The sequence below is a fragment of the uncultured Veillonella sp. genome, assembly GCF_963534045.1.
In the GTDB taxonomy this organism is placed as follows: domain Bacteria; phylum Bacillota; class Negativicutes; order Veillonellales; family Veillonellaceae; genus Veillonella.
In genome coordinates this window covers 27,520-50,712 of sequence record NZ_CAUSQT010000008.1, presented here as the reverse complement: position 1 = coordinate 50,712, position 23,193 = coordinate 27,520, and the positions used below count along the sequence as shown (strand labels likewise).

Here is a 23,193-nt window from a genome sequence, read left to right as displayed (position 1 = left end):
TATCTGTTGTGGTGAAAGCGTAATTTACAATAACATATTGAACTCTTAGAAAATAATATTTAGAGTCATAAAATAAACCACCTGTTAAAGATGATTGGTAATCTTTGATGGGTGGTTTAACATTTAGTTAGTGTCAATAATTTTGTGGAAACATCTTTTACTTCACAATTACCAAACTTATTTAGCTAATGAAGAGAGGGTTCCTGATGAAGTTACATGTTATAATGTTCTAGATGTTTTTTGAGGACAACAGATTCAAAAAGCAGTTTCTACTGGAGTAAAAGATATTATAAAAGATAATGAAAATAATAATAAGAAGAAGAATAATGATAGGTGAGGGAATAATTAAATGAGTGATTTATTGTTATATTTTTTTATGGGATTGTTATTTTATCAATTAATAAAGTCTTATAGGAATAAATGGAAAGATGCTTTTTTGATTATTAGTATATTGCTTATCTTCGGGATTCCTGGAATTATAGTAAGTAAATTATACGAATATGGTTATATTCCATTTAAGCTATGTTTTTATATATCGTCAGTTATCCTAGTTCTTATGCATATATCTTTTCTATGTCTTTTCATATATTTATATAAAACGGCAGAAACTCCAGAAAGACGTCGAGAAATTTTAAAAGGTGGACTACTTTATCTTAGTGGTATTGGAATAATGGCTGGTGGATTAGCTTTTGTATTCTTATTTTAATTACTGTTCACATTATGATTGCCGCTTGTAATGATGGTCATGGTGGAGAATCTCTATACGAAAACCTTAAAAATGCTAAAACACCTCGTGAGTTATTAAATCCCATTGTTAAGGTTTCTCGTAATGAATCAATAATGATGCAAGCATTACAGTTATCCATGATGGCGTATCTGTTGTGGTGAAAGCGTAATACGTTATATTTTAAAAGTTAATATAAAAAGATAAAGGTACATCATGATTATTTGGTATGCTTTTATCTTTTTTATTAGTATGGTCATTAACCTAATAGCTTTACATTGATATGTATACATAATAGGATTTATTTATTCTGATGAGAGAATATATTATAATAAAACCGTAGTGGTATTTAGTTATTTGTAGGAGGTTATTATGGAACTTTTGGGGAATCTCAAAATTCACTTTCTCACACTGGTTCTTACAGTCGTGGCTGAATTCATTGGTATCCAGAAATTAGGACCTATTGTTTTATTACCGTTATTGTACACTTTGATTCTTGGCCTTTTAATTTCTATTCCTAAGTTTAAGATTCTTACTGTTCAACAAATGGAAAAATCTGCTGATTATATTGGTATAGCAGTTATGATCCTGATGGTAAAAGTAGGTCTTGGTATTGGTCCAAACCTAGGAATTCTTACAAGTGCGGGTTGGGCTTTGTTATTACAAGAACTAGGTCATTTCCTAGGTACGATTGTTTTCGGATTACCAGTTGCTTTATTCGTAAAAATGGGGCGTGAAGCTGTAGGTGCTTGCTACTCTGTAGATAGAGAACCGAATGTAGCTATCATTATAGACAAATATGGATTTAGTTCGCCAGAAGGTCGTGGCGTTATGGGGATGTACATTTGTGGTGTTCTCATTGGTGCAATGTGGGCTTCTGTATTATCTGGAATTTTAGCTTCATCTGGATTATTCCATCCATTAGCTTTGGCAATGGGGGCTGGTGTTGGTAGTGCGAGTATGATGGCAGCAGCTACAGCACCAATTGTTGCAGTATATCCGGAGTATGAACAACAAATTATGGCATTATCGGGAGCAGCTAATTTATTGACAACTGTTCTTGGTGTTTATTTTGGCTTATTCGTATCCTTACCAATAATGGAAAAAACGTATAATTTCTTTACTGGTCGTACACGTGAACAAGATCTAGCAGAGGAGGCAGTACATCATGAGTAAGAGTGAACAAATTACACAATTTATTATTGTCATTTGTATTGCTGCAATTATTACTGCTGTAGGTAATGTAATGGATGGAAAGCATCTTTTTAGTGATAGCTTAATCGGTGTTGCTATTATGGCTATTCTTGCGACTATTGGAGGGATTATTTCTCATTTTCCATATGCAAATAAATTACCTATGGTATTCTGGGTGTCTTTGGTTGGTGTTATTGCATCTTTACCTATTATGCCAGGACAAGAATGGATTATAGCTAAAACAAGTCAAGTTACATTTTTAGCTACTACAACACCTGTATTAGCTTATGCAGGCTTATCTTTAGGTAAAGATTTAGCAGCATTCCGTCGCTTATCTTGGCGCATTATTCCTGTTGCACTAGCTGTAACAGCAGGTACGTTCATCTGTGCAACAGCATTAGCCCAATTAGTACTTCATTTAGAAGGTTTAATTTAATACTAAATCATAATGTTAGATATCTAAATTATGTTAAGATATAATTATAGGTTTATATTTTAGAAGATATCTATACATCATGATGACATGATCGACCGTATTTTATACGGTCGATTTTATAAAGGAGATATTATGAGCCGTATGACAAAGGAAGAAGTAAAACAACGTGTTTGTAAAGCTATTGTTGATGCACAACCGCGTTTACGAGAATTAGCTGAATCTATTATGGCTGAACCTGAACTAGGTTTTAAAGAGGTAAAAACCTCTAAAAAGGTTCAAGCTATGTTTGATGAACTTGGCATTTCTTATACTACAGGGCATGCATTGACAGGTGTAAAAGGTAGAATGAAAGGCCGAGATAGTAAATATACGGTTGCAATGGTGGGTGAATTAGATGCCATTCTCTGTCCTCGCCATCCTCGTGCTGATGATTTAACAGGGGCTGCCCATTGCTGTGGTCATAATGTACAAATTACCAATATGTTTGCTGTCGCTATGGGCTTACAAGCGGTGATGAATGAGCTAGCTGGCGATGTCGTATTATTTGCTGTTCCAGCAGAGGAAATGATTGAAATTGATTACCGCAATAAATTGCGTGAGCAAGGAAAACTGAAATATATGGGCGGTAAGCAACAGCTTATCTATGAAGGTGCTTTTGATGATATCGATATGGCTATGCAAATGCATGTGGAGACCGCCAAAACTCCAGCTGGTGAAATGGGGCTTGGCAGTACCTCCAATGGTTTTGTATCTAAATTGATTGAGTATCACGGCAAGGTAGCTCATGCGGCTCAAGCACCGCATGAAGGAATCAATGCTCTTAATGCTGCTTTGATGGGCGTTATGGGGGTTAACTCCATTCGTGAAACTTTCAAAGAAAGCGATTATTTTAGATTCCATCCCATCATTAATCAAGGCGGTACATTAGTAAACTGTGTGCCTGATTATGTCCAAGTTGAAAGTTATGTGCGTGCCTCTAATATTCAAGCTATTGTAGATGGCAATCATCGTGTAAATCGGGCCTTAAAAGCTGGTGGTGATGCAGTAGGGGCCACATGTGTTATCAAGGACCTACCTGGTTATTTACCTATGCGTAATGATGAACGTATGAATGTATTATTACGAGAAAATTCAAACCCTATTTTTGGTGAAACCAATGTATACCAGGGTCCACATATTACGGCTAGTACAGATATGGGGGACGTTTCTCACTTGATGCCAGTTATCCATCCTTGGGTTGGCTGTATCAGTGGTGTACTGCACAGTGCAGAATATGAAATCTCTGTACCTGATGTAGCATACATTAAAACAGCACAAGCATTAGCTATGACCATCGTAGACTTATTATACGATGATGCTACAGGTGCTAAAGATGTATTAGATAACTTTACACCAGCATTAAATAAACAAAGCTATATTGAACTCTTAGATCGCATTGCTAAGGGTGAATAAAATAAACCACCTATCGAAGATGAATTGATTATCTTTGGTAGGTGGTTTACAATTTATTTATATAACTATAAAAATTTATTTAAGTCTATTCCTTATATACTAAAATATTAGTATATTTTTAGAGGCGCTTATGAAAGAAAATATCGCTTTATTACTAGCTATCCTATATCTAATCTATAGATTCAAGACATATAAAAAAACAAATAAAATAATAGAAGACCGAATAGAAACTGTTCACAAGCCATACTTTAAACGTGTACGAGATGTTTTAGGGTGTTCCGAAGAAGATGCAGAGAAGGTAGGTCTAGCATTAGATAAGTATTTTGTACCTTTAGAAAGTGAATTCTATAAAATTGATGATAATACTTAATAATTTATTGATGCAGAAGGTCTTAAAGGGACATTCTCAATAGATCAAAACTATAATTTATTGACATTAATTTATAACGATGTTGATTTATTAGCTTTAGAGCAAGTATAAAAATCAATAATTAGAAAAAATGTATTTATGTATGTTAATTTACTACATTCTGATATAACACTGTATGAAGTAAAGATAGTGTTTTTAAATCTGTTTTTTTGTTTGTTAGGTAAAATTAAAATGACTACTATAAAAAAATTATTTTTCTATATATTTGCTTTATTTTCATTGACTTCAATTATATATGGCATGGCTTATGATTATATGATTGGTGCTGAAATTCACTATGATTTTTATGGTGCGGGATTCGTTAGTTGGTTAATTTTCTTTGGTATATTGAAAGCAATTTTCGGTATATAAATAGTGTTAATTCAAATTAAGAAAGCCTTACAATAATAAAGTTACTAATATACCTTTCGTATTTACATCTAATGAATTAAGGAGTTATTATGCTCTCTAGAAAGATTTTAAAAATAACCTTTATATCTTTTTTAGGATTGGTGTTGATTATTTTACTTTTTCTTGGCCTTAGAATTAATTCATACAAAATCTTTATAACATCTCTTGTAGATGGAGAAAAACAAATAGGGCTAAACAAAAATATGACTGGTTTTGCTACAGATTTTCCCTATATATACTCTAGTGGTGATTTTGGTATTGTTGTTGTTAACGTATTACCATATGGTACAGTACGTATCATTCCAGATCATAAAGGCTTTAGTAAAACATTTGAATCTCCAGGAGATGGTAATTTAGAGTCTTTACAAAGAGCATATGGTGATGAACTTATAATTTTAGAGAGTATTGATCAATTTTCAGAAGATGAAAGAAAGATTATATCTGAGATAACTAAGAAGGACGCTAAACCAAGATATGACCGTGATACTTGGGTTACTAGATCATACTGATTTATGGAATTTAAACCTTATAAATAAGTGAAATTGGATAATAGTATATGAAGATTAGAATAGTTAAGTTATTAAATTTAATAAGGTTTAGAATAATTGGAACAGTTTTTTTAGCAATTACTATAACAGGTAATGCCATTGAGGCGACTGCACCGAATGTAGACTATAGGTTTATTATCCCTATATTAGTTATGGGTGGATTTCTATTAACACCATTAATTCGTGGCCGTCGTATTGTTGGACAGATATATAGAAGAGGAATAAATCAGTATAATTCAAGATTAATTGTATGTATATTATTTATTTTAGGATTTCACAATACATTAGTTGGTATACCTATAGCGAAAAGAGTATTTATGATTGGTTATTTTTGGGATTTTGGGTTATAAGTTCTATTATTACTTTTATATGGATGTATTCAAATAATGTTCCTATATGGATATTATCCATTTCTATGATCCTAGCTATTTATAAAACACTAAAGTCATTATATAGTTAGGGTTTTGTCCATTTATTTGAATAAAACATTCTATATTTTAATATGATTTAACATGACTGTTATTTTATATAAGAGTTATTTGAAGCTAGTTAGGAGATAAGTCTGCTAAATGATAAATAAGTTTGATTATACTTTTGGAGTAGTATTATTTATTTTGGTTTGGGATCTTCGTGCGTATTATAAAAATGTATTACAACGGAATTTAACTCGTAAGCAGCTAGAGTGGGTAAATAATATGCGATACCCACATTTATATAAATTTACAAATTTAGTAAGTATAGTGACTGGAATTGTTTTTTTAATATTCTATATGTTCTTTAATTTTGGATATGCTTATTTTTATCCATTAGGTGCAGTCCTAGTAATTCATTTTTTTAAAGATTTCATTAGAAATATCCAGAAAAAGGAATCTAGTACATATAAAGATGGACGTAATGAAAATTATATATACATAATTGGAATTGTTTTTATTTTATGGATTATATTACATTAAAATGTATTAGATAGTGTGCATCAATTTTTAATAACTTGTAGTTATGCAATCAAGTACATATTTGTAAGAGTATAATACATTTGTGACAAGTAAATAAATGGTTATAGGACAAAAAGTGTTGCTATTTCAATCCCAAAGATTGGTAAATAGGCGATCATAATGATGCAAGTCACTCCAAACAATAGTATCACCTCAAGTCGGAATAGAAGCTTCTAACCTAATTGGTTTTAGATTGGTTTCTAAATCCGGTGATCCAGCTGTAGATTTTTCTAAAGCGGGGCCAAACAAACCAGAACAAAAAATACATTTTCCAGAATAAGAGGTAATTATGATTAATCATATAAATAAAAAGAGTTTAGATATACTTGCAAGTACAATTAATCAACATGTGGATAATATTTTTTCTCAAAAATTATTTGGATTTACTCCAGATAGAAGTCAAAAAAAATTAGATGATAATAATGATGTGGTGATATATATACAAATTCAGGATTCATATATTGAGATTGTTAATGACTATATAGAAACTGAAGATTATGATGAATATCCTAATTTTGAAATAAAACGTTGTATTAGAATGAGTGAAGATACGGATTACCATCAAATAGTATCAAATAATATTCATGGAATCATAGAACAGATTAGTATTGTTAATGATGAATTTACTACATTTTATTCAGATGAAATAAATAGTATTGATATAGCAATAAAAATTACTATTTCTGGTCATGATTACTATATTATTGCTTGGGATGCCATTCAAGGCAATTTAAGTTTTATTGATAAAAGTATAATTTGTAAGGAAGATTTTTGGGTTATTAGAAGTCAGATATCTGAATTTTGGACAAATAAAGATATAGATTTAAGATATTTTTATAGAAAGGAAATACCTATTACGGATAGAATAAATGAATGTATATAAACAGAAACATAACTTCATAAGATTGATCAGATATAGGTTATGGTGTTCTTTATTTATGATAGTTGCATGGACATTAAATGCAATAGATGCTATACCTATTGAGGGTATTGTTGCGATTCCACAGGCAACACTAGTATGTACTATTTTTATTGTAATGCTTTTGTGGCCTCTCATTAGTCATAGAAAACTTTTTGTTTTAATATATCGAAAATATATCAACAAAGGACACTCTACATTTTTTTCTGTTTATGGTTCTTAGTAGGGTGGATAGATAAAATTGTGAAAGAAGATGAACTCAATAGTTCTGCTTTTAGACTTTCATTTGAATCCTATTCACTATATGACTATATATGGTTAGTAATTTATATTCTATTTTTGATGTGGATTATATTCTATGCGGATATGAGTAATTGGCAACGCTTAATTGGTTCTGGTAGTGTGATTCTTTTAATCCTTAAATCCTTATATGTAAAGTAACCGCATTACTGGTACCCATTAATTTATATCTGTGTTGACATTCATCCCTCTGTATTGCTACAATATTGTGTATAATATATGCGATGAAGCAGAGTAGTAAACCTCTCAAGCGAGTGAGGATGGTGTAAGCTCACATTTGGTTGAAGGCGCTGTAGAGCATTGGCAGGAACGCAGGTATCTGTTAGTAAAGGCCAACATAGAAAAAAGAGGGCGCAAGCCAAATAGGGTGGAACCGCGGGTATACTCGTCCCTGTAACGTTTTTCGTTACAGGGACTTTTTTGTTTGTAACGAAATGTTTGATTTTATGTCGGTTGTGTAAAGTGGAGGCAGCAATGACATTTCAAGAGATTATACTAAATCTACAAAAGTTTTGGAGTGAACAAGGTTGTATCGTTCAAAATCCATATGACATCGAAAAGGGTGCAGGTACAATGAACCCTGCTACATTCTTGCATGCAATTGGTCCTGAACCATGGGCTGTATGTTATGTAGAGCCTTCTCGTCGTCCAGCAGATGGTCGTTATGGTGATAACCCTAACCGTTTGTTCCAACATCATCAATTCCAAGTTATCGTGAAACCATCTCCAGATAATATCCAAGAATTGTACTTACAATCCTTGGCAACTCTTGGTATTCATGCGGAAGATCACGATATTCGTTTCGTAGAGGATAACTGGGAATCTCCAACATTGGGCGCTTGGGGCCTTGGTTGGGAAGTATGGCTCGATGGTATGGAAGTAACTCAGTTCACATATTTCCAACAAGTTGGTTCCATCGACTGTAAACCAGTGTCTGTAGAAATTACATACGGTTTAGAACGTTTGGCTATGTACATTCAAGGCGTAGAAAATGTATATGACCTTAAATGGAATGAAAATGTTACATATGGTGACGTTTGGCATGCTAACGAAGTTGAACAATCCGTATATAACTTTGAATTAGCAGATACAGATATGCTTTTCAAATTGTTTGATATGTATGAAGCAGAAGCAAAACGCGTTTGCGAAGCGGGCTATGTATTACCAGCTTACGACTATGTATTGAAATGTTCCCACACATTCAACTTGCTTGATTCCCGTGGCGCTATTTCTATCAGCGAACGTACAGCTTTTATCGGCCGCGTACGTGCCTTAGCTCGTATTTGTGCACAACAATACCTCGCTAAACGCGAAGAATTAGGTTTCCCACTTTTGAAAGGAGATAAATAAGATGGCAAAGGATTTATTATTTGAAATCGGTGCAGAAGAAATTCCTGCCGGCTTTATGCCAAATATCTTAGGTCAATTGAAACAATTGGCAGTATCTAAATTCTATGCTGCTCATCTTACTTTTGAAACAATTGAAACATTTGGTACTCCTCGCCGATTAGCACTTGTTGTAAAAGGTATTAAGGATACATCTGATGAAATAAGAGAGACTCACAAAGGTCCTTCCGCATCTATCGCCTATGATGCTGATGGGAATCCTACAAAAGCAGCTATTGGTTTTGCTCGTGGTAAAGGACTTGACGTATCAGACCTCGTTGTAGAAGATGGCTATATTTACGCTGAAACTAAAACTGCTGGCGTACCTGCAAAAGATATTGTCACAGACATGTTGCCACAATTGATTACAGGCCTTAATTTCCCTAAATCCATGCACTGGGGCAATTTAGATGCTAAGTTCGTACGTCCTGTACGTTGGCTTGTAGCATTACTTGATGAAGAGGTAATTCCTGTAGAATTTGCTACTGTAAAATCTGGTAATGTAACACGTGGTCATCGCTTCTTAGGTGCTGATGAAATTACTATCAAAAATGCAGCATCCTATGTAGACACATTAAAAGAAAACTTTGTTATGGTTGATCAAGATGCGCGTCGTGAATTGATCTCTAAACAATTACATGATATTGCAGCTTCTAGAAATGCATCCATTGTTTGGGATGATGATTTGTTAGAAGAAATTAACTATCTTGTTGAATGGCCTACAGCATTGTGTGGTGGCTTTGAAGAGTCTTACTTGGCACTTCCAGATGCAGCCATCATTACACCAATGAAAGATCATCAACGTTACTTCCCATTAGTTGACCAAGATGGTAAATTATTGCCAATGTTCTTAACAGTTCGCAACGGCTCCGATCATTCTATTGAAGTAGTTCAAGCTGGTAATGAACGTGTATTGCGCGCACGTCTTGATGATGCGAAATTCTTCTTCAACGAAGACCGCAAGAAACCTCTTATCGACCGTCAAGATGGTTTGACAAAAATCGTGTTCCAAGAAGGTCTTGGTAACTTGGCTGACAAAACAGAACGTTTGTTAACATTAGGCCGTGTGTTCAGTGAAGAATGTGAATTACACGAAGATGCGCGCGTCGTATTAGAACGTGCTACTGAACTTGCCAAAACAGACCTTACAACAGGTATGGTTACAGAATTTACCGAATTACAAGGTGTAATGGGTAAAGAATATGCGTTACTCGACGGTGAATCCCCAGAAGTAGCAGAAGCTATTTTTGAACAATATTTACCTCGTTTTGCAGGCGACGTATTGCCTCAAACAGAAGCTGGTAAAGTGTTGTCCATTATCGACAAAATCGATAACATCGTTGCAACATTTAGCCGTGGTTTGATTCCTACAGGTTCTCAAGATCCATATGCATTGCGCCGTCAAACAATTGGTATCTTGAACATCTTACTTAATAGCGAATGGAATATTTCCTTGCGCCCAATCATCGTGGAATCTATGAATCTTCTTAATGTGCCTACAGATAAACAAGATGAATTGCTTGGCCAAGTAGAAGAATTCATTACATTGCGTTTGAAAAATATCTTCCTTGATCGTGAAGTGCCTCATCACGTAATCGACTTGTTGTTATCTAACAATGAATTGTCCGTTGCGGATGCTGAAGGTCTTGTGAAAGCTCTCTTGGCAAACCGTATTGATGAAAATGTTGAATTAGTACAAGCTTTCACACGCATGTATAATCTTGTGAAAGATGTAACATATACCAGTGTTGATGAAAGTCTATTAAAAGAAGATGCAGAACGTGCCTTGTATGAAATGGCTACGAAAGCATCTGAAGCAAGTATCGATGCATGGGATAAAAATGACTATGACGCTGTTGTGGCAGTACCTGCTACATTGGTGCCTGCCATCAACAAATTCTTTGAAGATGTTATGGTCATGGACAAAGATGAAGCTATTAAAGCTAACCGTTTACAACTTGTTCGTTTAGCCTATAGCGTAATGGCTATTATCGGCGATATTAGTGCATTAAAATAACATATATTTTATATAGTTAGGAAATTACATTTGTCTTAACTATGTGAAACTGAGGAAAGGCAACTGTGGTTGCCTTTTCTTTATGCAGGAATTTTGGCATCTATGTCGAATACATAAAGTATACAAAGTTGTAAGGAGATGTCATTATGATTACAAATGTTGAATTATTCAATGCCCTCCGTAATGTGACGGCTAAGCGTGAAGGTTCACGTTATAGAATACTCATGGAATTATATACAATCGGTAAGGGAACGAGCCAACGTGTATTAGTGGATAGTTTACAGATTCGCCCAGCTACCGTATCAGAGCAACTGGATGTACTCATACAATTGGGATTTGTAGAAAAGACCATCGATACGATGGATAAAAGGACAACTGTTGTAACACTAACTGATGCAGGGAAAGAAGAAGCACATAGTTTAGTTGAACATAGGGAACAGCAGTTAGCTCATCGGTTTAGACGATTATCGTCAGAGGATCGTCAAGATCTGTATGACCTATTAGGCCTAATTGATTAAGGTATTTATTTGTATATAGTTGCGTTCAAATGGGTATATAAATCTATACAAGATATAGTGTGTAACCTCTTGCATTGTACATTGACTTGTGATAATATATTACTGTTAATTTGAGACAGTCCGCTGCCTATAAGGTGTAGGTATTGAATGTCTGCAAACAGGAGGAAACAATGAACATTATTAACGTACTCGAACAAGAACAACTTCGTACAGACATCCCTACTTTCCGTGCTGGTGATACAGTACGCGTACACGTAAAAGTAGTGGAAGGTAGCCGTGAACGTATCCAAGTATTCGAAGGCTTGGTAATTAAACGTCAAAACGGTGGCGTACGTGAAACTTTCACAGTTCGTCGTATTGCATCCGGTGTAGGTGTAGAACGTACATTCCCACTTCACAGCCCACGCTTAGCTAAAATCGAAGTTATGCGCCGTGGTGTTGTTCGTCGTGCTAAATTGTACTACTTACGTAACCTTACTGGTAAAGCTGCTCGTATTCGCGAAAAACGCTAATGTTCTTAAAAGGCTGCCGTTGGCAGCCTTTTATTTTTGCTAAAATATAGATATAAATATATTCATATAAGATAGATAGAAAGGAGACATTATGGCAGATTCACCTATCGTACATTGGTTCCCTGGGCATATGGCGAAAGCGACGCGCATGATAACGGAGTACATCAAAAAGGTAGACGTTGTTATCGAGTTATTAGATGCGCGTATTCCTCGTTCTAGTGCGAACCCTGTCATCCTTGAGTTAGTTGGTCAAAAACCGCATATTGTACTGTTAAATAAGGTAGATTTAGCAGATCCAAAAGCAACGAAGGAATGGACAGAATTCTTTACGCAACAAGGCATTACTGTATTAGCCATCGATTCCAAGTCTGGTAAGGGTAATAAGAAATTAGTATCTACTGTAGAACGTCTCAGTAAACCTATCATTGATCGTTGGGTAGCAAAGGGCATACGTAGCCGTTCTATACGTACCATTATCTTAGGCATTCCTAATGTAGGAAAATCTACATTGATTAATTCCTTGGCTGGATCTGCAGCAACCCGTACGGCTAACAAGGCAGGTCACACGCGTGGTCAGCAATGGGTTAAAATTGGTAAGAATATGGAATTGCTCGATACGCCAGGCGTATTATGGCCTAAATTAGAGGACCAACGGGCTGCTGCTCGTCTTGCTATGACAGGTGCCATTTCTGATGATGTATATGATTTAGAGCACGTAATTAAGCAATTGTTAAACCATCTATTGACGAATACACCTAATATCTTGATTGAACGCTACAAATTAAAAGAAGAAGAGATGGCCGATGTGGATACAATTCTTGAAAGCATTGGTCGTCGTCGAGGCTGTCTTGTAAGCGGTGGTGTTGTGGACCTTGATAAGGCGCGCCGCATTATTTTGCAAGACTATCGCAATACAAAGCTTGGTACAATTACACTAGACCAAGTTAATGAAGAACCGTACTATCCAGAAGATGGTGAGGAAACATATCATGGATAAGGATATCTTCGCTAAGTTAAAGGTAGCTGATATTAAGGCCCTTTTTGAAACGGAACAAGCTTTGGAAATTTTACCATTAGCACAAGAAGATACTCGTAGTTCCGTTCAAAAATTGGCAGCCTCTTATATTAAACGTCAAGAAAAAGAGCTAAAAGAACAACAACGCTTGATGAGCATGTACGACTATGAAGGCATGTTCTATGATGAAGGGCTATATCATGTGGCTGGCGTCGATGAAGTAGGGCGCGGTCCTATTGCAGGTCCTGTTACGGTGGCTGCCGTTATTTTACCGCCTATGACATTAATTCCAGGCCTTAATGATTCTAAAAAGCTAACTGAAGAAAAACGTGAAGCATTGTATGATATTATAATGAACGAAGCGGTTGCGGTTAGTTGTATTTCTTATAGTCCAGAAAAAATTGATGAGCTCAATATTTATGAGGCCACACGTCAAGCGATGTATGAGGCTATTCGCACCCTTGATGTACCTGCAGAGGCTGTTGTAGCTGATGCCATGAAATTACCTGATTTAACGATACCTGTTGAAGCTATCATCAAGGGCGATAGTAAAAGTGCAAATATTGCAGCGGCATCCATCATTGCGAAAGTTACACGGGATCGATATATGAAAAGCCTTGATGAAGAATATCCTGGTTATGGTTTTGGCATACATAAGGGATATTATACAGAACTTCATAAAGAAGCTGTGGAGCAACAAGGTGTGACACCATTGCATAGAAAGAGCTTCGAACCAATTAAATCTATCGTTGGATGGCATCGAGAAGAAAAGTAAATATATAGATTACTCTATTGTGAAATAAAAATGAAAAATCTATAGAGAAGAGGTTCCTATTGGTCACCTAGGTGACTATTAGGAACCTCTTTTCTATTTACATTTATGGTCAGACCGTCTTATGTTGTATATATAAGTATTCGAAAGCATCTATATACATAAGGAGGAAATCATGAATACGATGAATGGTGAACAAAATTGTAACCTATTAGATGCAAAAGCTCTTGGCAATTGGGGAGAAGATATTGCTCGACAGTATATTGAGCAACAAGGATTAAAAATTGTAACGACCAATTACAAAACAAAGGTAGGTGAAATCGATATTATCGCCAAAAATGGGCTGACCTATCATTTTATTGAAATCAAGGCGCGTCGTGGTGTCACCCATGGATTGCCACGGGAGGCAGTCTCAAAACGTAAACAAAAGCATATTAAGCAGGCAGCTATGTATTTTATACGGGATTTGCGGGCCCAGAATCGCAAATGGAAGGAACTATCCTTTGATGTAGTTGAGGTATATGTACATGAGGATTTTAAGGCCACTGTACACTATATGCCTCAGTGTTTCATGTAGGAGGTCCATTATGTATGCAAAGGTCTATGGTGCTACCATAGATGGTTTAGATGGTGTCGTTGTAACAGTAGAGGTGGACATATCTCAAGGGCTACCTGTTTTTGACATTGTGGGACTCCCAAATCAAGCTGTAAAAGAATCGAGGGAACGCGTACGGGCAGCCATTAAAAATAGTGGATTTGATTTTCCTATGCGTCGTATTGTTGTTAATCTAGGGCCTGCAGAGGTCAGAAAAAGTAGTTCCGGATTAGATTTGCCCATAGCCATAGGTGTATTAGCCGCATCAGGTCAAATTAGGCTACGCAAACCTAAACTAGCGAAATTATTACAATCAACTCTGTTTATAGGCGAATTATCCTTAGATGGCAGTCTGAAAAATACACAAGGCATTCTTAGTATGGCTATGAAAGCACTTGATGACAAGATTCTTACGATCTTTACAAGTTCGGATAATGTATCATTGCTGCACAATATAGAAGCAATTACATCCTATGGTGCACATACATTGGCGGATATTGTGAAAATTGTAATACGACCGGATGAATATCGTGTAGACACTGTTGATGACGATTGTAATGACGCGGTCAACAGCCTCATTGATTACAAGGATGTGCAAGGCCAAGAACTAGGAAAACGAGCCATGGTTATTGCTGCTGCTGGTGTTCACCACGTGATGATGATAGGTCCGCCTGGATCTGGTAAAACTATGTTGGCAGAACGATTACCAACCATTTTACCACCCCTAAGTTGGGAGGAGCGGCTAGAAACAACACGTATTCATGATGTGGCAGGGTTGCTCGAAAAGAATACGCTGATTGCTAAACGGCCTTTTAGATGCCCTCACCATACAGCAACCTTGGCGAGCATCATAGGGGGCGGTAGTAATGCAAAACCGGGAGAAATTACATTAGCCCATAAAGGGGTGCTATTTATTGATGAAGCACCAGAATTTCCGCGCTATGTATTAGATGCGTTACGGCAACCATTAGAATCTCATATGATTACTGTGAATCGGTTACAAAATAGTTATGACTATCCAGCAGATTTTATATGTATACTCGCCGCTAATCCATGTCCTTGTGGATATTATGGGGACCCTCATAAGGAGTGTGTTTGTAGCTCTACAGAATTAGAAAGATATCAGCATAAAATATCTGGACCTATATTGGACCGCATAGATCTATTCATCCTTGTAGAGAGACCTAGTTTTAACGATATGTTATGTATGGATTCTGATTCTATGAGCAGTGCAGCTATGAAACAACTCGTGGAGCAAGGGCGCCAGATGCAATTAGAACGTTTTCAAGACCAACCATTTAAGTCAAATGGTGCCTTGCCACATGGCGCTATTCGTGAACTTTGTAATATACGCGATGATTGCTGGGGCTTGTTAGGAGACGTATATGAACGATTTCATTTTACAGGGCGTAGCTTTGATCGATTGCTGAAGGTGAGTCGAACCATTGCAGATTTAGATGGGTCCTTATATATAGAAAACGAACATATTTCAGAAGCTATGATGTATCGGCACATTCCATATCATGTGTCGAGGATAGGAGTTCATGATGAAGCAACAGTATGAAAGTAATTTTTACATTGCCGCCATGCAGAGTATTTCTTCACTAGGAGCGGCTACGATACGTGATTTAGTCGAAAAGTTTGGAAATCCTTATGAGGCATGGTGTGCTTTACAAAATCGTAAGAACCTAACGACAATACTAGGCATTCCGTCCACAAAATATAGGCAAATCGAGAAAGAGGCGACCGACGAACGATTACGGACTATCTATAAGGCTCTTAAGAACTGGCATATAGAATATATTACGTACCTTGACGTATTATTCCCTGGGCATTTGCAAGAGATATACAATCCGCCAGCCGTCATATTTGTGAGAGGAAATGTATCGTTGTTAGATGATGAAACGATGAAAATTGCCATGGTAGGAGCTCGAAAATGCTCCGATTATGGTCGTAATGTGGCACTGCGGATAGGTAAGGAACTAGCTGCGTATAATGTAGCCATAGTCAGTGGTGGTGCGAGGGGGATAGATAGTCATAGCCATGAAGGTGCTTTAGCGGCAAAGGGACAAGTAATCGTTGTTATGGGATGCGGTTTAGATATTGTATATCCGCCGGAGAATAAACGGTTATTTGATGCCGTTCTTAAGAACCATGGTTTATTAGTATCAGAATATCCTCCCGGTACACCGCCGTCAGGTGTCCATTTTCCCGCAAGAAATCGCATTATTAGTGGGCTTTCACAAATCATCATCGTAGTAGAGGCCAAGGCGAGCAGTGGGTCTCTGATAACGGCTGATATGGCCGCCAATGAAGGCCGTGAAATCTATGTAGTGCCTGGCAGTATTTTAAGCAATGTAGCGGAGGGCAATCACTGGCTCATGCGCCAAGGGGCTAATATATTAACGAAAGCACAAGATATAATCGAGGATTATGAGTTAAAGCCCCGTGTAGTTGATACGCAAGGGTCCGATGTGTTAAGCTTTAAGGTGGAATGGGAGGTCGTGTTGAGTACAATTCCTACCGATCAATGTATTAGTGTAGGCGATTTAATCAAGAAAACACACATTCCATTACAACGATTACAAAGTATTTTATTAGACCTTGAAATGAAACATATGATTGAGAAGGTTCATTCTAAGGGCTATATTAACATAATCGGGAGTGATGTACTTGTCCATTAAAGGATCTATCGTTATTGGGGAACCGAAAGAACCAAAACAAGAAACAAAAAAGAAAAAGACTACGATTAATAAAAAGGTAGCAAAAGAAGCGTTGACACCAGTTGGTATTGTACGCGACAAATCGATTGTTGCTACATCGATGCCACCAGAGCAACGAAAACCTCGCGTATATAATCCGGATGGTAAAATCCTTGTCATTGTGGAATCACCGGCTAAATCTAAGACTATCGAGAAATTTTTAGGCCCTAATTATATTGTGAAAGCCAGTATGGGCCATCTTCGAGATTTGCCTAAATCTCAAATGGGTATCGACATTGATCATGACTTTACCCCACGATATAGTAATCTGGTAGCACGTAAAAAGGTGATTGATGATTTGGTGGCTCATGCCGATGAAAGTAGCGCCGTATTGCTCGCAACTGACCCGGACCGCGAAGGGGAAGCTATTTCCTGGCATTTAGCATACATTCTAAACGTAGATATCACATCTAATTGTCGTATTACTTTTAATGAAATTACGAAAACTGCTGTTGCAGAGGCCTTAGAGCATCCACGTACTGTGGATATGAACATGGTTGACGCACAGCAAGCACGTCGTGTACTAGACCGCATTGTAGGGTATAAATTAAGCCCTCTATTATGGAAAAAGGTTTGCAAAGGTTTGAGCGCTGGTCGTGTTCAATCCGTAGCTGTACGTCTCATTTGTGAACGAGAACGTGAAATACAAGCTTTTGTACCGCAAGAATATTGGTCTATTGAAGGACAATTTAAGACGAAAACTAATGAAGAGTTTGCCGCTGAACTAACTCATGTAAAGGGCGATAAACTAGATATTACATGTGAAGCAGATGCAGTAGCAATCCAAAAGGCTATTGCGGACCATACGGCTACTGTTACATCTGTTAAGAAAAGTAAACGAAGTCGTAAACCAGCTCCGCCTTTCACCACATCTACATTGCAACAAGATGGTGTTCGTAAGCTTAATTTTGGGGCTAAACGGACCATGATGATTGCTCAACATTTATATGAAGGTTTAGAAATCGGTTCTTATGGTCACGTAGGTTTAATTACCTATATGCGTACAGACTCTACACGTATATCCAAAGATATGCAAGAACAGGCAAGAGACTATATTAAGAGAACCTATGGCGATGACTATTGCCCTGCTAAACCGAATGTATATGGTAAGAAGGAATCAGCTCAAGATGCGCATGAAGCCATTCGTCCTACATCTCTTGAATTGACACCTAAAATGGTAGAACCATTTGTAAATCGCGATGAACTAAAGTTATATACACTGATTTGGAATCGTTTTATGGCTAGCCAAATGGCACCACAACAAAATGAGTCCACTACCATTGAACTAGATATTGATGATACTTATACCTTTAAGGCAACTGGTTCTCGTGTGTTATTCCCTGGATTTAGTGCAGTCTATGAAGATAGTAAGAAAGAAGATACGCCACAATTACCAGCGTTGAAGAAATCTGATGTGGTGGAAACTGTACTTATCGACCCAGAACAACATTTTACGCAACCGCCTGCTAGATATTCTGAAGCAAGCCTTATCAAAACATTGGAAGAATTAGGCATTGGTCGCCCAAGTACATATGCGCCAATTATAGATACTATCGTTAGCCGTAACTATGTAGAAACAAATAATAAACAATTCATACCTACAGAACTCGGCTTTGTAGTAGTAGACTTTTTAGTGGACTATTTTGAAAAAATCATCAACACTGGGTTTACTGCAGAACTTGAAGAGGAGCTCGATGCCATCGCTAATGGTAAGGATACGTATGTGAAGGTATTGACTGATTTTTACAATATATTTAAGCAAGAATTGGATAATGCTAGCGATGTAGACAAAATTCAAATCGCATCCATGGAAAGTGATGAAACATGTGAGCTTTGTGGTCATCCTATGGTCTATAAATTCGGTCGCTATGGTAAATTCTTAGCATGTTCTAACTTCCCAGAATGCAAGAACACTAAACCGATTACGGTTGGTACCGGTGTTGCTTGTCCTAAATGCGGTGAAGGGGAAATCGTAGAACGGAAATCTAAGCGTGGTCGTATCTTCTATGGTTGTAATCGTTATCCACAATGTGATTTTACGTTATGGGATAAGCCTACTCATGAGTTCTGCGATACATGTGGTAGCATTATCGTTGAAAAATCATATAAAAATGGTACGACGAAGAAATTCTGCTCCAATGAAACATGTCCAACTAGACCACCTAAGAAAACGAGAAAGAAAAAGTCTGATGATTCAGTAAAGAAAGAAGAGGATACAAAGAGTGAGTGAACATAGAGTTACTGTTATAGGGGCTGGCTTAGCTGGTTCTGAAGCAGCGTGGCAACTTGCTAATCGTGGTGTTGCTGTCGATTTATATGAAATGCGTCCTGTAAAGAGTTCTCCGGCTCATCAAACGGATCAATTTGCTGAACTAGTTTGTAGCAATTCTTTGCGCGCTGGTAATATAGAGAATGCTGTTGGTCTACTAAAGGAAGAAATGCGTCGATTAGGCTCGTTAATTATGGAATGTGCAGATGCAACAGCTGTACCTGCTGGTGGTGCCTTAGCGGTTGACCGTCATCTATTCAGTGCTATGGTAACTGATAAGATAAAAAGTCACCCTAATATTACAGTGCATCATGAAGAGGTGACATCTATCCCTACAGAAGGAATCGTTATCTTTGCTTCTGGTCCATTAACATCTGAAACACTAGGTGATGCCATTAGAGAATTAACCGGTAATACGGGTTTTTATTTCTATGATGCAGCGGCCCCTATTGTGACCGCAGAGTCTCTTAACTATGATAAGGTGTTTGCTGCGTCTCGCTATGATAAAGGCGATGCTGACTATCTTAATTGCCCTATGAATGAAGAAGAGTATAAACACTTCTGGCACGAATTGACCCATGCTGAAGCCGTACAGCCTAAGGATTTTGAAAAGGAAATCTATTTTGAAGGCTGTATGCCTGTGGAAATCATGGCATCTCGTGGAGAGGATACATTGCGTTATGGTCCATTGAAACCAGTAGGCTTAGTGGATAAGCGTACCAATGAAGAATCCTATGCGGTTGTGCAATTGCGTAAAGAAAACAAAGATGGGACTATGTTTAACCTCGTAGGGTTCCAAACTCATTTAAAATGGGGCGAACAAAAACGCGTATTTGGTTTAATTCCTGGCCTTGAAAATGCAGAATTCATACGGTATGGTGTGATGCATCGCAATACGTATATCAATTCTCCAGAATTGCTCAATCATGCATTCCAATTACAGTCTGATCATCGACTATTCTTTGCTGGTCAAATGACAGGTGTAGAAGGGTATCTTGAATCAGCCGCATCAGGACTCATGGTAGGGTTACAGGTAAAACGATACCTTGAGGATAATGCATTTATCAACTTCCCTAAAACGACGGCTATCGGATCATTGAGCCACTATATATCTTCCTATGAAGGATCTAATTTCCAACCTATGAATGTTAATTTTGGTATTATGGAATCATGGCCTCAACGGATTCGTAAGAAAAAAGAGAAAAATGCTCTCATTGCCAATCGTGCATTAGAAGAACTTGACGCATTAAAGGCACAAGAACAACTGTAAATGATGCTTGTCGCTCATGGTCTATCGTTAGAATAATTGAATAGATATAAAAAATCCTTCATTCATGGATGTTGTGTATCCGTGAATGAAGGATTTTATTATTTACGTTTCTTTTGTTTTTGTGGTGCTTCTGGTACTGTTTCAGCCACATCTTGTTGCTTTTTATCTAGATAACCAAAGTAGATAAATAAACAGATACCTACAATCATAACAATGAGGCTCGTCATCTGTGCTGATTTAAGACCCATTGTGAGGTTTACATAATCACCGCGTAAGAATTCTAAGCAGAATCGAGCTGCGGAATACAAGATAGCGTATAGAACGAACACTTGTCCTTTAGCATGTTTGAATGAGCTAAAGAGTAGTAAGATCACGAAGATTAGAATATCGATTTGGCCTTCCCAAATTTCAGCTGGCCATAATGGCTGATTACCATAGGTGCGGTATGCAAGGGTGCTTTCAGGATAGAGAATACCAAAATTTCCACCCGTAGGATGACCAAAGGCATCGCCGTTAAACAGGTTAGCCATACGCCCAACCGATTGAGCTAAAATGAGGGCTGGTGCAAAAATATCGGCAAAGGCCCAGAAATCGATATTATGTTTTCTTAGATACCAATAACCGGCTAATGTACCGAGTACGACGCCTCCTTGAATGGCCATGCCGCCTTGCCATACGAAAGGAATTTCGAGGAGATGATTGCCATAGTAATGCCAATCGAAGAAAAATACATCCCATAAGCGGGCGCCGATAAGACCTGCTATAGCGACTGTAATAGAGAAATCAACAATGTGCTCGTGCCACCCACGACCGTCTTTTTTGAGTAAGAAATAGGCTACCGAGGCACCGCTAATGATGGCTAGTGCTAACATGACACCGTAGGCCCTAATCGGGAAATCGCCTATGAAAAATAGATATTGATGCATATGAACTCCTTTATGAATAAACGTTCATGCTTTTATAAGCATAGAAATTATAAGTGTCGATATATGTATGATATAATATAGGAATTGTTATGTAAACAAAAGCTAGTCAGCATAAATTATAGGAGACATACATGTTACGTAAATTTGCTATGGTCACTACCTTGGCAGCCGCTGTATTATCTAGTATTTCTGGTAATACTGTACAGGCTGAAGTGTTGGTGCCATTACAACAATATTTAAATACGACCAACCGTAATTATGAGGCCAATCAATATAAGACATCTTATACAATCTATGTACCACAGCTAGAACTGAATGGTACAACCATTACGATGAATCCTAAAGCCGTTGGAGAGCCCGTTAAATTGCCGATTACCAAACGGGATGGTGCCGAGTATGTTGATATAGAAAATGCAACACCGTTGATAGGCGTCACTTATACGAAGGATGGTGACCACGTTCAATTGACCGCTGCACCAGAGACGATGCAAGTATTGCAAAATAAACCTGTCCAAGGGCCTCTATCTTGGGCTTTTGATCCATGGCCTAACCAAGATACTCCGTATGCAAAAAAATTGAATGTCAGCGGAGATAACATCATCTCTCCAAGTTGGTTCAAATTGCATAGCCTTGGCTTAGAATCTAGCCCTAATATTAATGTGGACTATGTGAAAGCATACAAGGCCAACGGATATCATGTGTGGCCGCTTATTACAAATCGTTTTGATCCAGATTTTACGAGTGGTATCTTAGCCGATGAAGCAGTGTGGAAGAAATACGCTCAAAATCTTATTCAATACGCTTATATTTATGGATTTGATGGATATAATTTTGACTTTGAAAATGTAGACTATTCTGACCGTGATAAATTGACAAGATTCGTAGCATACTTAGCTGACGAATTACATAAGTATAATATTCAATCCTCTGTAGATGTAACGGGATATTCTAATAGTCCAAATTGGTCTCTTGTATATGACCGTAAATCCTTCGCTAACAGTGTAGATTATGTCGTATTAATGGCTTATGACGAAACATGGGCCAAGAGTACTACGGCAGGACCGGTTGCAAGTTATCCTTGGGTACGCAATCATGCTGAGAAGATGTTGCAAGAGGTACCAAGTCATAAGCTTGTTCTTGGCATTCCATTCTACACTAGAATTTGGCATGAATCAGGCGGTGTGGCACGGGGTGAAACATTAGCCATTAAAAATGAATCATCTTATTTCACAAATCACGCATCGAATATTATTTGGAATGATACGTTAAAATCTTATTATGCAGCTATTCCAACAACTAGTGGTACCGATAAGATTTGGTTTGAAGATAATAAATCCTTAGGATATAAATTAAACCTAGTGAAAGAATTACAATTGGCCGGCTTTGCTGCATGGCGTAAAGGCTTTGAAGATGATAATACGATTACAATGATTCAAGGCGTTGATTTAGGTAAAGGTACACCTAACACAGCACCAGTTGCTGAAGCTCCTAAGCCTGTTGTTGAAAAACCATTAACAAAGGCTGAACGTAAGGCTCTTGAAAAAGCAGCTAAAGAAAAGGCAAAAGCAGAAGCTAAAGCGGCTAAGGAGAAGGCAAAAGCAGAAGCTAAAGCTGCAAAAGAAAAGGCAAAAGCAGAAGCTAAAGCATCTAAAGAACGTACAAAAGCGAATGCTAAGACTGTGAATGAAAAGCAAAAGGTTGATAATGATATAGCGTCTATCGTTCCTGCTGTTCAAGTAGTAAAAAAGTAGATAAATTGACGGTTT

22 protein-coding genes are annotated in these 23,193 nt (G+C 37.3%); 21 read left to right on the top strand and 1 reads right to left on the bottom strand.

What is annotated here, in order from left to right; translation table 11 throughout:
• Positions 1–349: 349 nt before the first annotated feature.
• From RYP29_RS03040 to trmFO, 20 genes are all read left to right on the top strand, one after another.
• The gene (locus RYP29_RS03040) at positions 350–706 is read left to right on the top strand and encodes a hypothetical protein (protein WP_311532187.1); all 357 of its coding nucleotides are present in this window, start codon (positions 350–352) and stop codon (positions 704–706) included.
• 14 nt (positions 707–720) lie between these two features.
• Positions 721–888 (top strand): hypothetical protein, encoded by a 168-nt coding sequence (locus RYP29_RS03035; RefSeq protein ID WP_227068247.1) that lies wholly within the window; start codon positions 721–723, stop codon positions 886–888.
• 208 nt (positions 889–1,096) lie between these two features.
• Positions 1,097–1,900 (top strand): DUF3100 domain-containing protein, encoded by an 804-nt coding sequence (locus RYP29_RS03030; RefSeq protein ID WP_038123354.1) that lies wholly within the window; start codon positions 1,097–1,099, stop codon positions 1,898–1,900.
• A complete protein-coding gene (locus RYP29_RS03025; protein WP_118353908.1) occupies positions 1,893–2,354 on the top strand; it encodes a hypothetical protein in 462 nt (153 codons plus the stop codon). The genes RYP29_RS03030 and RYP29_RS03025 overlap by 8 nt, the downstream gene beginning before the upstream one ends.
• Positions 2,355–2,486: 132 nt before the next feature.
• Entirely contained in the window at positions 2,487–3,806 is a 1,320-nt protein-coding gene (locus tag RYP29_RS03020) for an amidohydrolase (protein ID WP_311532185.1), read from the top strand.
• A 130-nt stretch (positions 3,807–3,936) separates the two neighbouring features.
• The gene (locus RYP29_RS03015; protein WP_311532184.1) at positions 3,937–4,176 is read left to right on the top strand and encodes a hypothetical protein; all 240 of its coding nucleotides are present in this window, start codon (positions 3,937–3,939) and stop codon (positions 4,174–4,176) included.
• 500 nt (positions 4,177–4,676) lie between these two features.
• Positions 4,677–5,135 (top strand): hypothetical protein, encoded by a 459-nt coding sequence (locus RYP29_RS03010; RefSeq protein ID WP_311532183.1) that lies wholly within the window; start codon positions 4,677–4,679, stop codon positions 5,133–5,135.
• 47 nt (positions 5,136–5,182) lie between these two features.
• Positions 5,183–5,524 (top strand): hypothetical protein, encoded by a 342-nt coding sequence (locus RYP29_RS03005; RefSeq protein WP_311532181.1) that lies wholly within the window; start codon positions 5,183–5,185, stop codon positions 5,522–5,524.
• A 931-nt stretch (positions 5,525–6,455) separates the two neighbouring features.
• Positions 6,456–7,049, top strand: a complete 594-nt coding sequence (locus RYP29_RS03000; protein ID WP_311532178.1) for a hypothetical protein — start codon at positions 6,456–6,458, stop codon at positions 7,047–7,049.
• An 810-nt stretch (positions 7,050–7,859) separates the two neighbouring features.
• Positions 7,860–8,735: a glycine--tRNA ligase subunit alpha gene (gene glyQ / locus RYP29_RS02995; RefSeq protein ID WP_287532043.1), complete on the top strand. Its 876-nt coding sequence runs from the start codon at positions 7,860–7,862 to the stop codon at positions 8,733–8,735.
• A gap of 1 nt (position 8,736) precedes the next feature.
• Positions 8,737–10,788: a glycine--tRNA ligase subunit beta gene (glyS, locus tag RYP29_RS02990; RefSeq protein ID WP_311532175.1), complete on the top strand. Its 2,052-nt coding sequence runs from the start codon at positions 8,737–8,739 to the stop codon at positions 10,786–10,788.
• A gap of 146 nt (positions 10,789–10,934) precedes the next feature.
• On the top strand, positions 10,935–11,306 hold the full coding sequence (locus tag RYP29_RS02985) for a MarR family winged helix-turn-helix transcriptional regulator (RefSeq protein WP_287523811.1): 372 nt from the start codon (positions 10,935–10,937) through the stop codon (positions 11,304–11,306).
• A gap of 170 nt (positions 11,307–11,476) precedes the next feature.
• Entirely contained in the window at positions 11,477–11,818 is a 342-nt protein-coding gene (gene rplS, locus RYP29_RS02980; protein ID WP_005377523.1) for a 50S ribosomal protein L19, read from the top strand.
• Positions 11,819–11,909: 91 nt separating this feature from the next.
• Positions 11,910–12,815, top strand: coding sequence for a ribosome biogenesis GTPase YlqF (gene ylqF / locus RYP29_RS02975; RefSeq protein ID WP_005379959.1), 906 nt, complete (start codon positions 11,910–11,912; stop codon positions 12,813–12,815).
• On the top strand, positions 12,808–13,608 hold the full coding sequence (locus tag RYP29_RS02970; RefSeq protein WP_311532171.1) for a ribonuclease HII: 801 nt from the start codon (positions 12,808–12,810) through the stop codon (positions 13,606–13,608). Before ylqF ends, RYP29_RS02970 begins: the two co-directional genes overlap by 8 nt.
• Positions 13,609–13,780: 172 nt before the next feature.
• Entirely contained in the window at positions 13,781–14,182 is a 402-nt protein-coding gene (locus RYP29_RS02965; protein WP_311532169.1) for a YraN family protein, read from the top strand.
• Between the two features lie 10 nt (positions 14,183–14,192).
• Positions 14,193–15,764, top strand: coding sequence for a YifB family Mg chelatase-like AAA ATPase (locus tag RYP29_RS02960; protein WP_311532168.1), 1,572 nt, complete (start codon positions 14,193–14,195; stop codon positions 15,762–15,764).
• Entirely contained in the window at positions 15,748–16,884 is a 1,137-nt protein-coding gene (gene dprA, locus RYP29_RS02955; protein ID WP_311532188.1) for a DNA-processing protein DprA, read from the top strand. Before RYP29_RS02960 ends, dprA begins: the two co-directional genes overlap by 17 nt.
• Positions 16,874–19,192: a type I DNA topoisomerase gene (topA, locus tag RYP29_RS02950; protein WP_311532167.1), complete on the top strand. Its 2,319-nt coding sequence runs from the start codon at positions 16,874–16,876 to the stop codon at positions 19,190–19,192. Before dprA ends, topA begins: the two co-directional genes overlap by 11 nt.
• Positions 19,185–20,501 (top strand): methylenetetrahydrofolate--tRNA-(uracil(54)-C(5))-methyltransferase (FADH(2)-oxidizing) TrmFO, encoded by a 1,317-nt coding sequence (gene trmFO / locus RYP29_RS02945; protein ID WP_311532165.1) that lies wholly within the window; start codon positions 19,185–19,187, stop codon positions 20,499–20,501. The genes topA and trmFO overlap by 8 nt, the downstream gene beginning before the upstream one ends.
• Before the next feature lie 98 nt (positions 20,502–20,599).
• Here trmFO and lgt read toward each other — a convergent pair whose 3' ends face one another.
• Entirely contained in the window at positions 20,600–21,427 is an 828-nt protein-coding gene (gene lgt / locus RYP29_RS02940) for a prolipoprotein diacylglyceryl transferase (RefSeq protein ID WP_118353167.1), read from the bottom strand.
• A gap of 131 nt (positions 21,428–21,558) precedes the next feature.
• Here lgt and RYP29_RS02935 point away from each other — a divergent pair, with 131 nt between their 5' ends.
• The gene (locus tag RYP29_RS02935) at positions 21,559–23,178 is read left to right on the top strand and encodes a glycosyl hydrolase family 18 protein (protein WP_311532164.1); all 1,620 of its coding nucleotides are present in this window, start codon (positions 21,559–21,561) and stop codon (positions 23,176–23,178) included.
• The last annotated feature ends 15 nt before the right edge of the window (positions 23,179–23,193 follow it).

Bases quoted from the DNA above. Each gene is read 5' to 3' on its own strand.
- RYP29_RS02960 (WP_311532168.1), top strand. From the start codon at position 14,193: ATGTATGCAAAGGTCTATGGTGCTACCATAGATGGTTTAGATGGTGTC.
- RYP29_RS03040 (WP_311532187.1), top strand. From the start codon at position 350: ATGAGTGATTTATTGTTATATTTTTTTATGGGATTGTTATTTTATCAA.
- RYP29_RS03010 (WP_311532183.1), top strand. From the start codon at position 4,677: ATGCTCTCTAGAAAGATTTTAAAAATAACCTTTATATCTTTTTTAGGA.
- RYP29_RS03000 (WP_311532178.1), top strand. From the start codon at position 6,456: ATGATTAATCATATAAATAAAAAGAGTTTAGATATACTTGCAAGTACA.
- glyQ (WP_287532043.1), top strand. From the start codon at position 7,860: ATGACATTTCAAGAGATTATACTAAATCTACAAAAGTTTTGGAGTGAA.
- dprA (WP_311532188.1), top strand. From the start codon at position 15,748: ATGAAGCAACAGTATGAAAGTAATTTTTACATTGCCGCCATGCAGAGT.
- RYP29_RS03030 (WP_038123354.1), top strand. From the start codon at position 1,097: ATGGAACTTTTGGGGAATCTCAAAATTCACTTTCTCACACTGGTTCTT.
- RYP29_RS03015 (WP_311532184.1), top strand. From the start codon at position 3,937: ATGAAAGAAAATATCGCTTTATTACTAGCTATCCTATATCTAATCTAT.
- RYP29_RS03005 (WP_311532181.1), top strand. From the start codon at position 5,183: ATGAAGATTAGAATAGTTAAGTTATTAAATTTAATAAGGTTTAGAATA.
- RYP29_RS02970 (WP_311532171.1), top strand. From the start codon at position 12,808: ATGGATAAGGATATCTTCGCTAAGTTAAAGGTAGCTGATATTAAGGCC.
- RYP29_RS02985 (WP_287523811.1), top strand. From the start codon at position 10,935: ATGATTACAAATGTTGAATTATTCAATGCCCTCCGTAATGTGACGGCT.
- RYP29_RS03035 (WP_227068247.1), top strand. From the start codon at position 721: ATGATTGCCGCTTGTAATGATGGTCATGGTGGAGAATCTCTATACGAA.
- RYP29_RS03025 (WP_118353908.1), top strand. From the start codon at position 1,893: ATGAGTAAGAGTGAACAAATTACACAATTTATTATTGTCATTTGTATT.
- glyS (WP_311532175.1), top strand. From the start codon at position 8,737: ATGGCAAAGGATTTATTATTTGAAATCGGTGCAGAAGAAATTCCTGCC.
- rplS (WP_005377523.1), top strand. From the start codon at position 11,477: ATGAACATTATTAACGTACTCGAACAAGAACAACTTCGTACAGACATC.
- lgt (WP_118353167.1), bottom strand. From the start codon at position 21,427: ATGCATCAATATCTATTTTTCATAGGCGATTTCCCGATTAGGGCCTAC.
- RYP29_RS02935 (WP_311532164.1), top strand. From the start codon at position 21,559: ATGTTACGTAAATTTGCTATGGTCACTACCTTGGCAGCCGCTGTATTA.
- RYP29_RS03020 (WP_311532185.1), top strand. From the start codon at position 2,487: ATGAGCCGTATGACAAAGGAAGAAGTAAAACAACGTGTTTGTAAAGCT.
- RYP29_RS02965 (WP_311532169.1), top strand. From the start codon at position 13,781: ATGAATACGATGAATGGTGAACAAAATTGTAACCTATTAGATGCAAAA.
- ylqF (WP_005379959.1), top strand. From the start codon at position 11,910: ATGGCAGATTCACCTATCGTACATTGGTTCCCTGGGCATATGGCGAAA.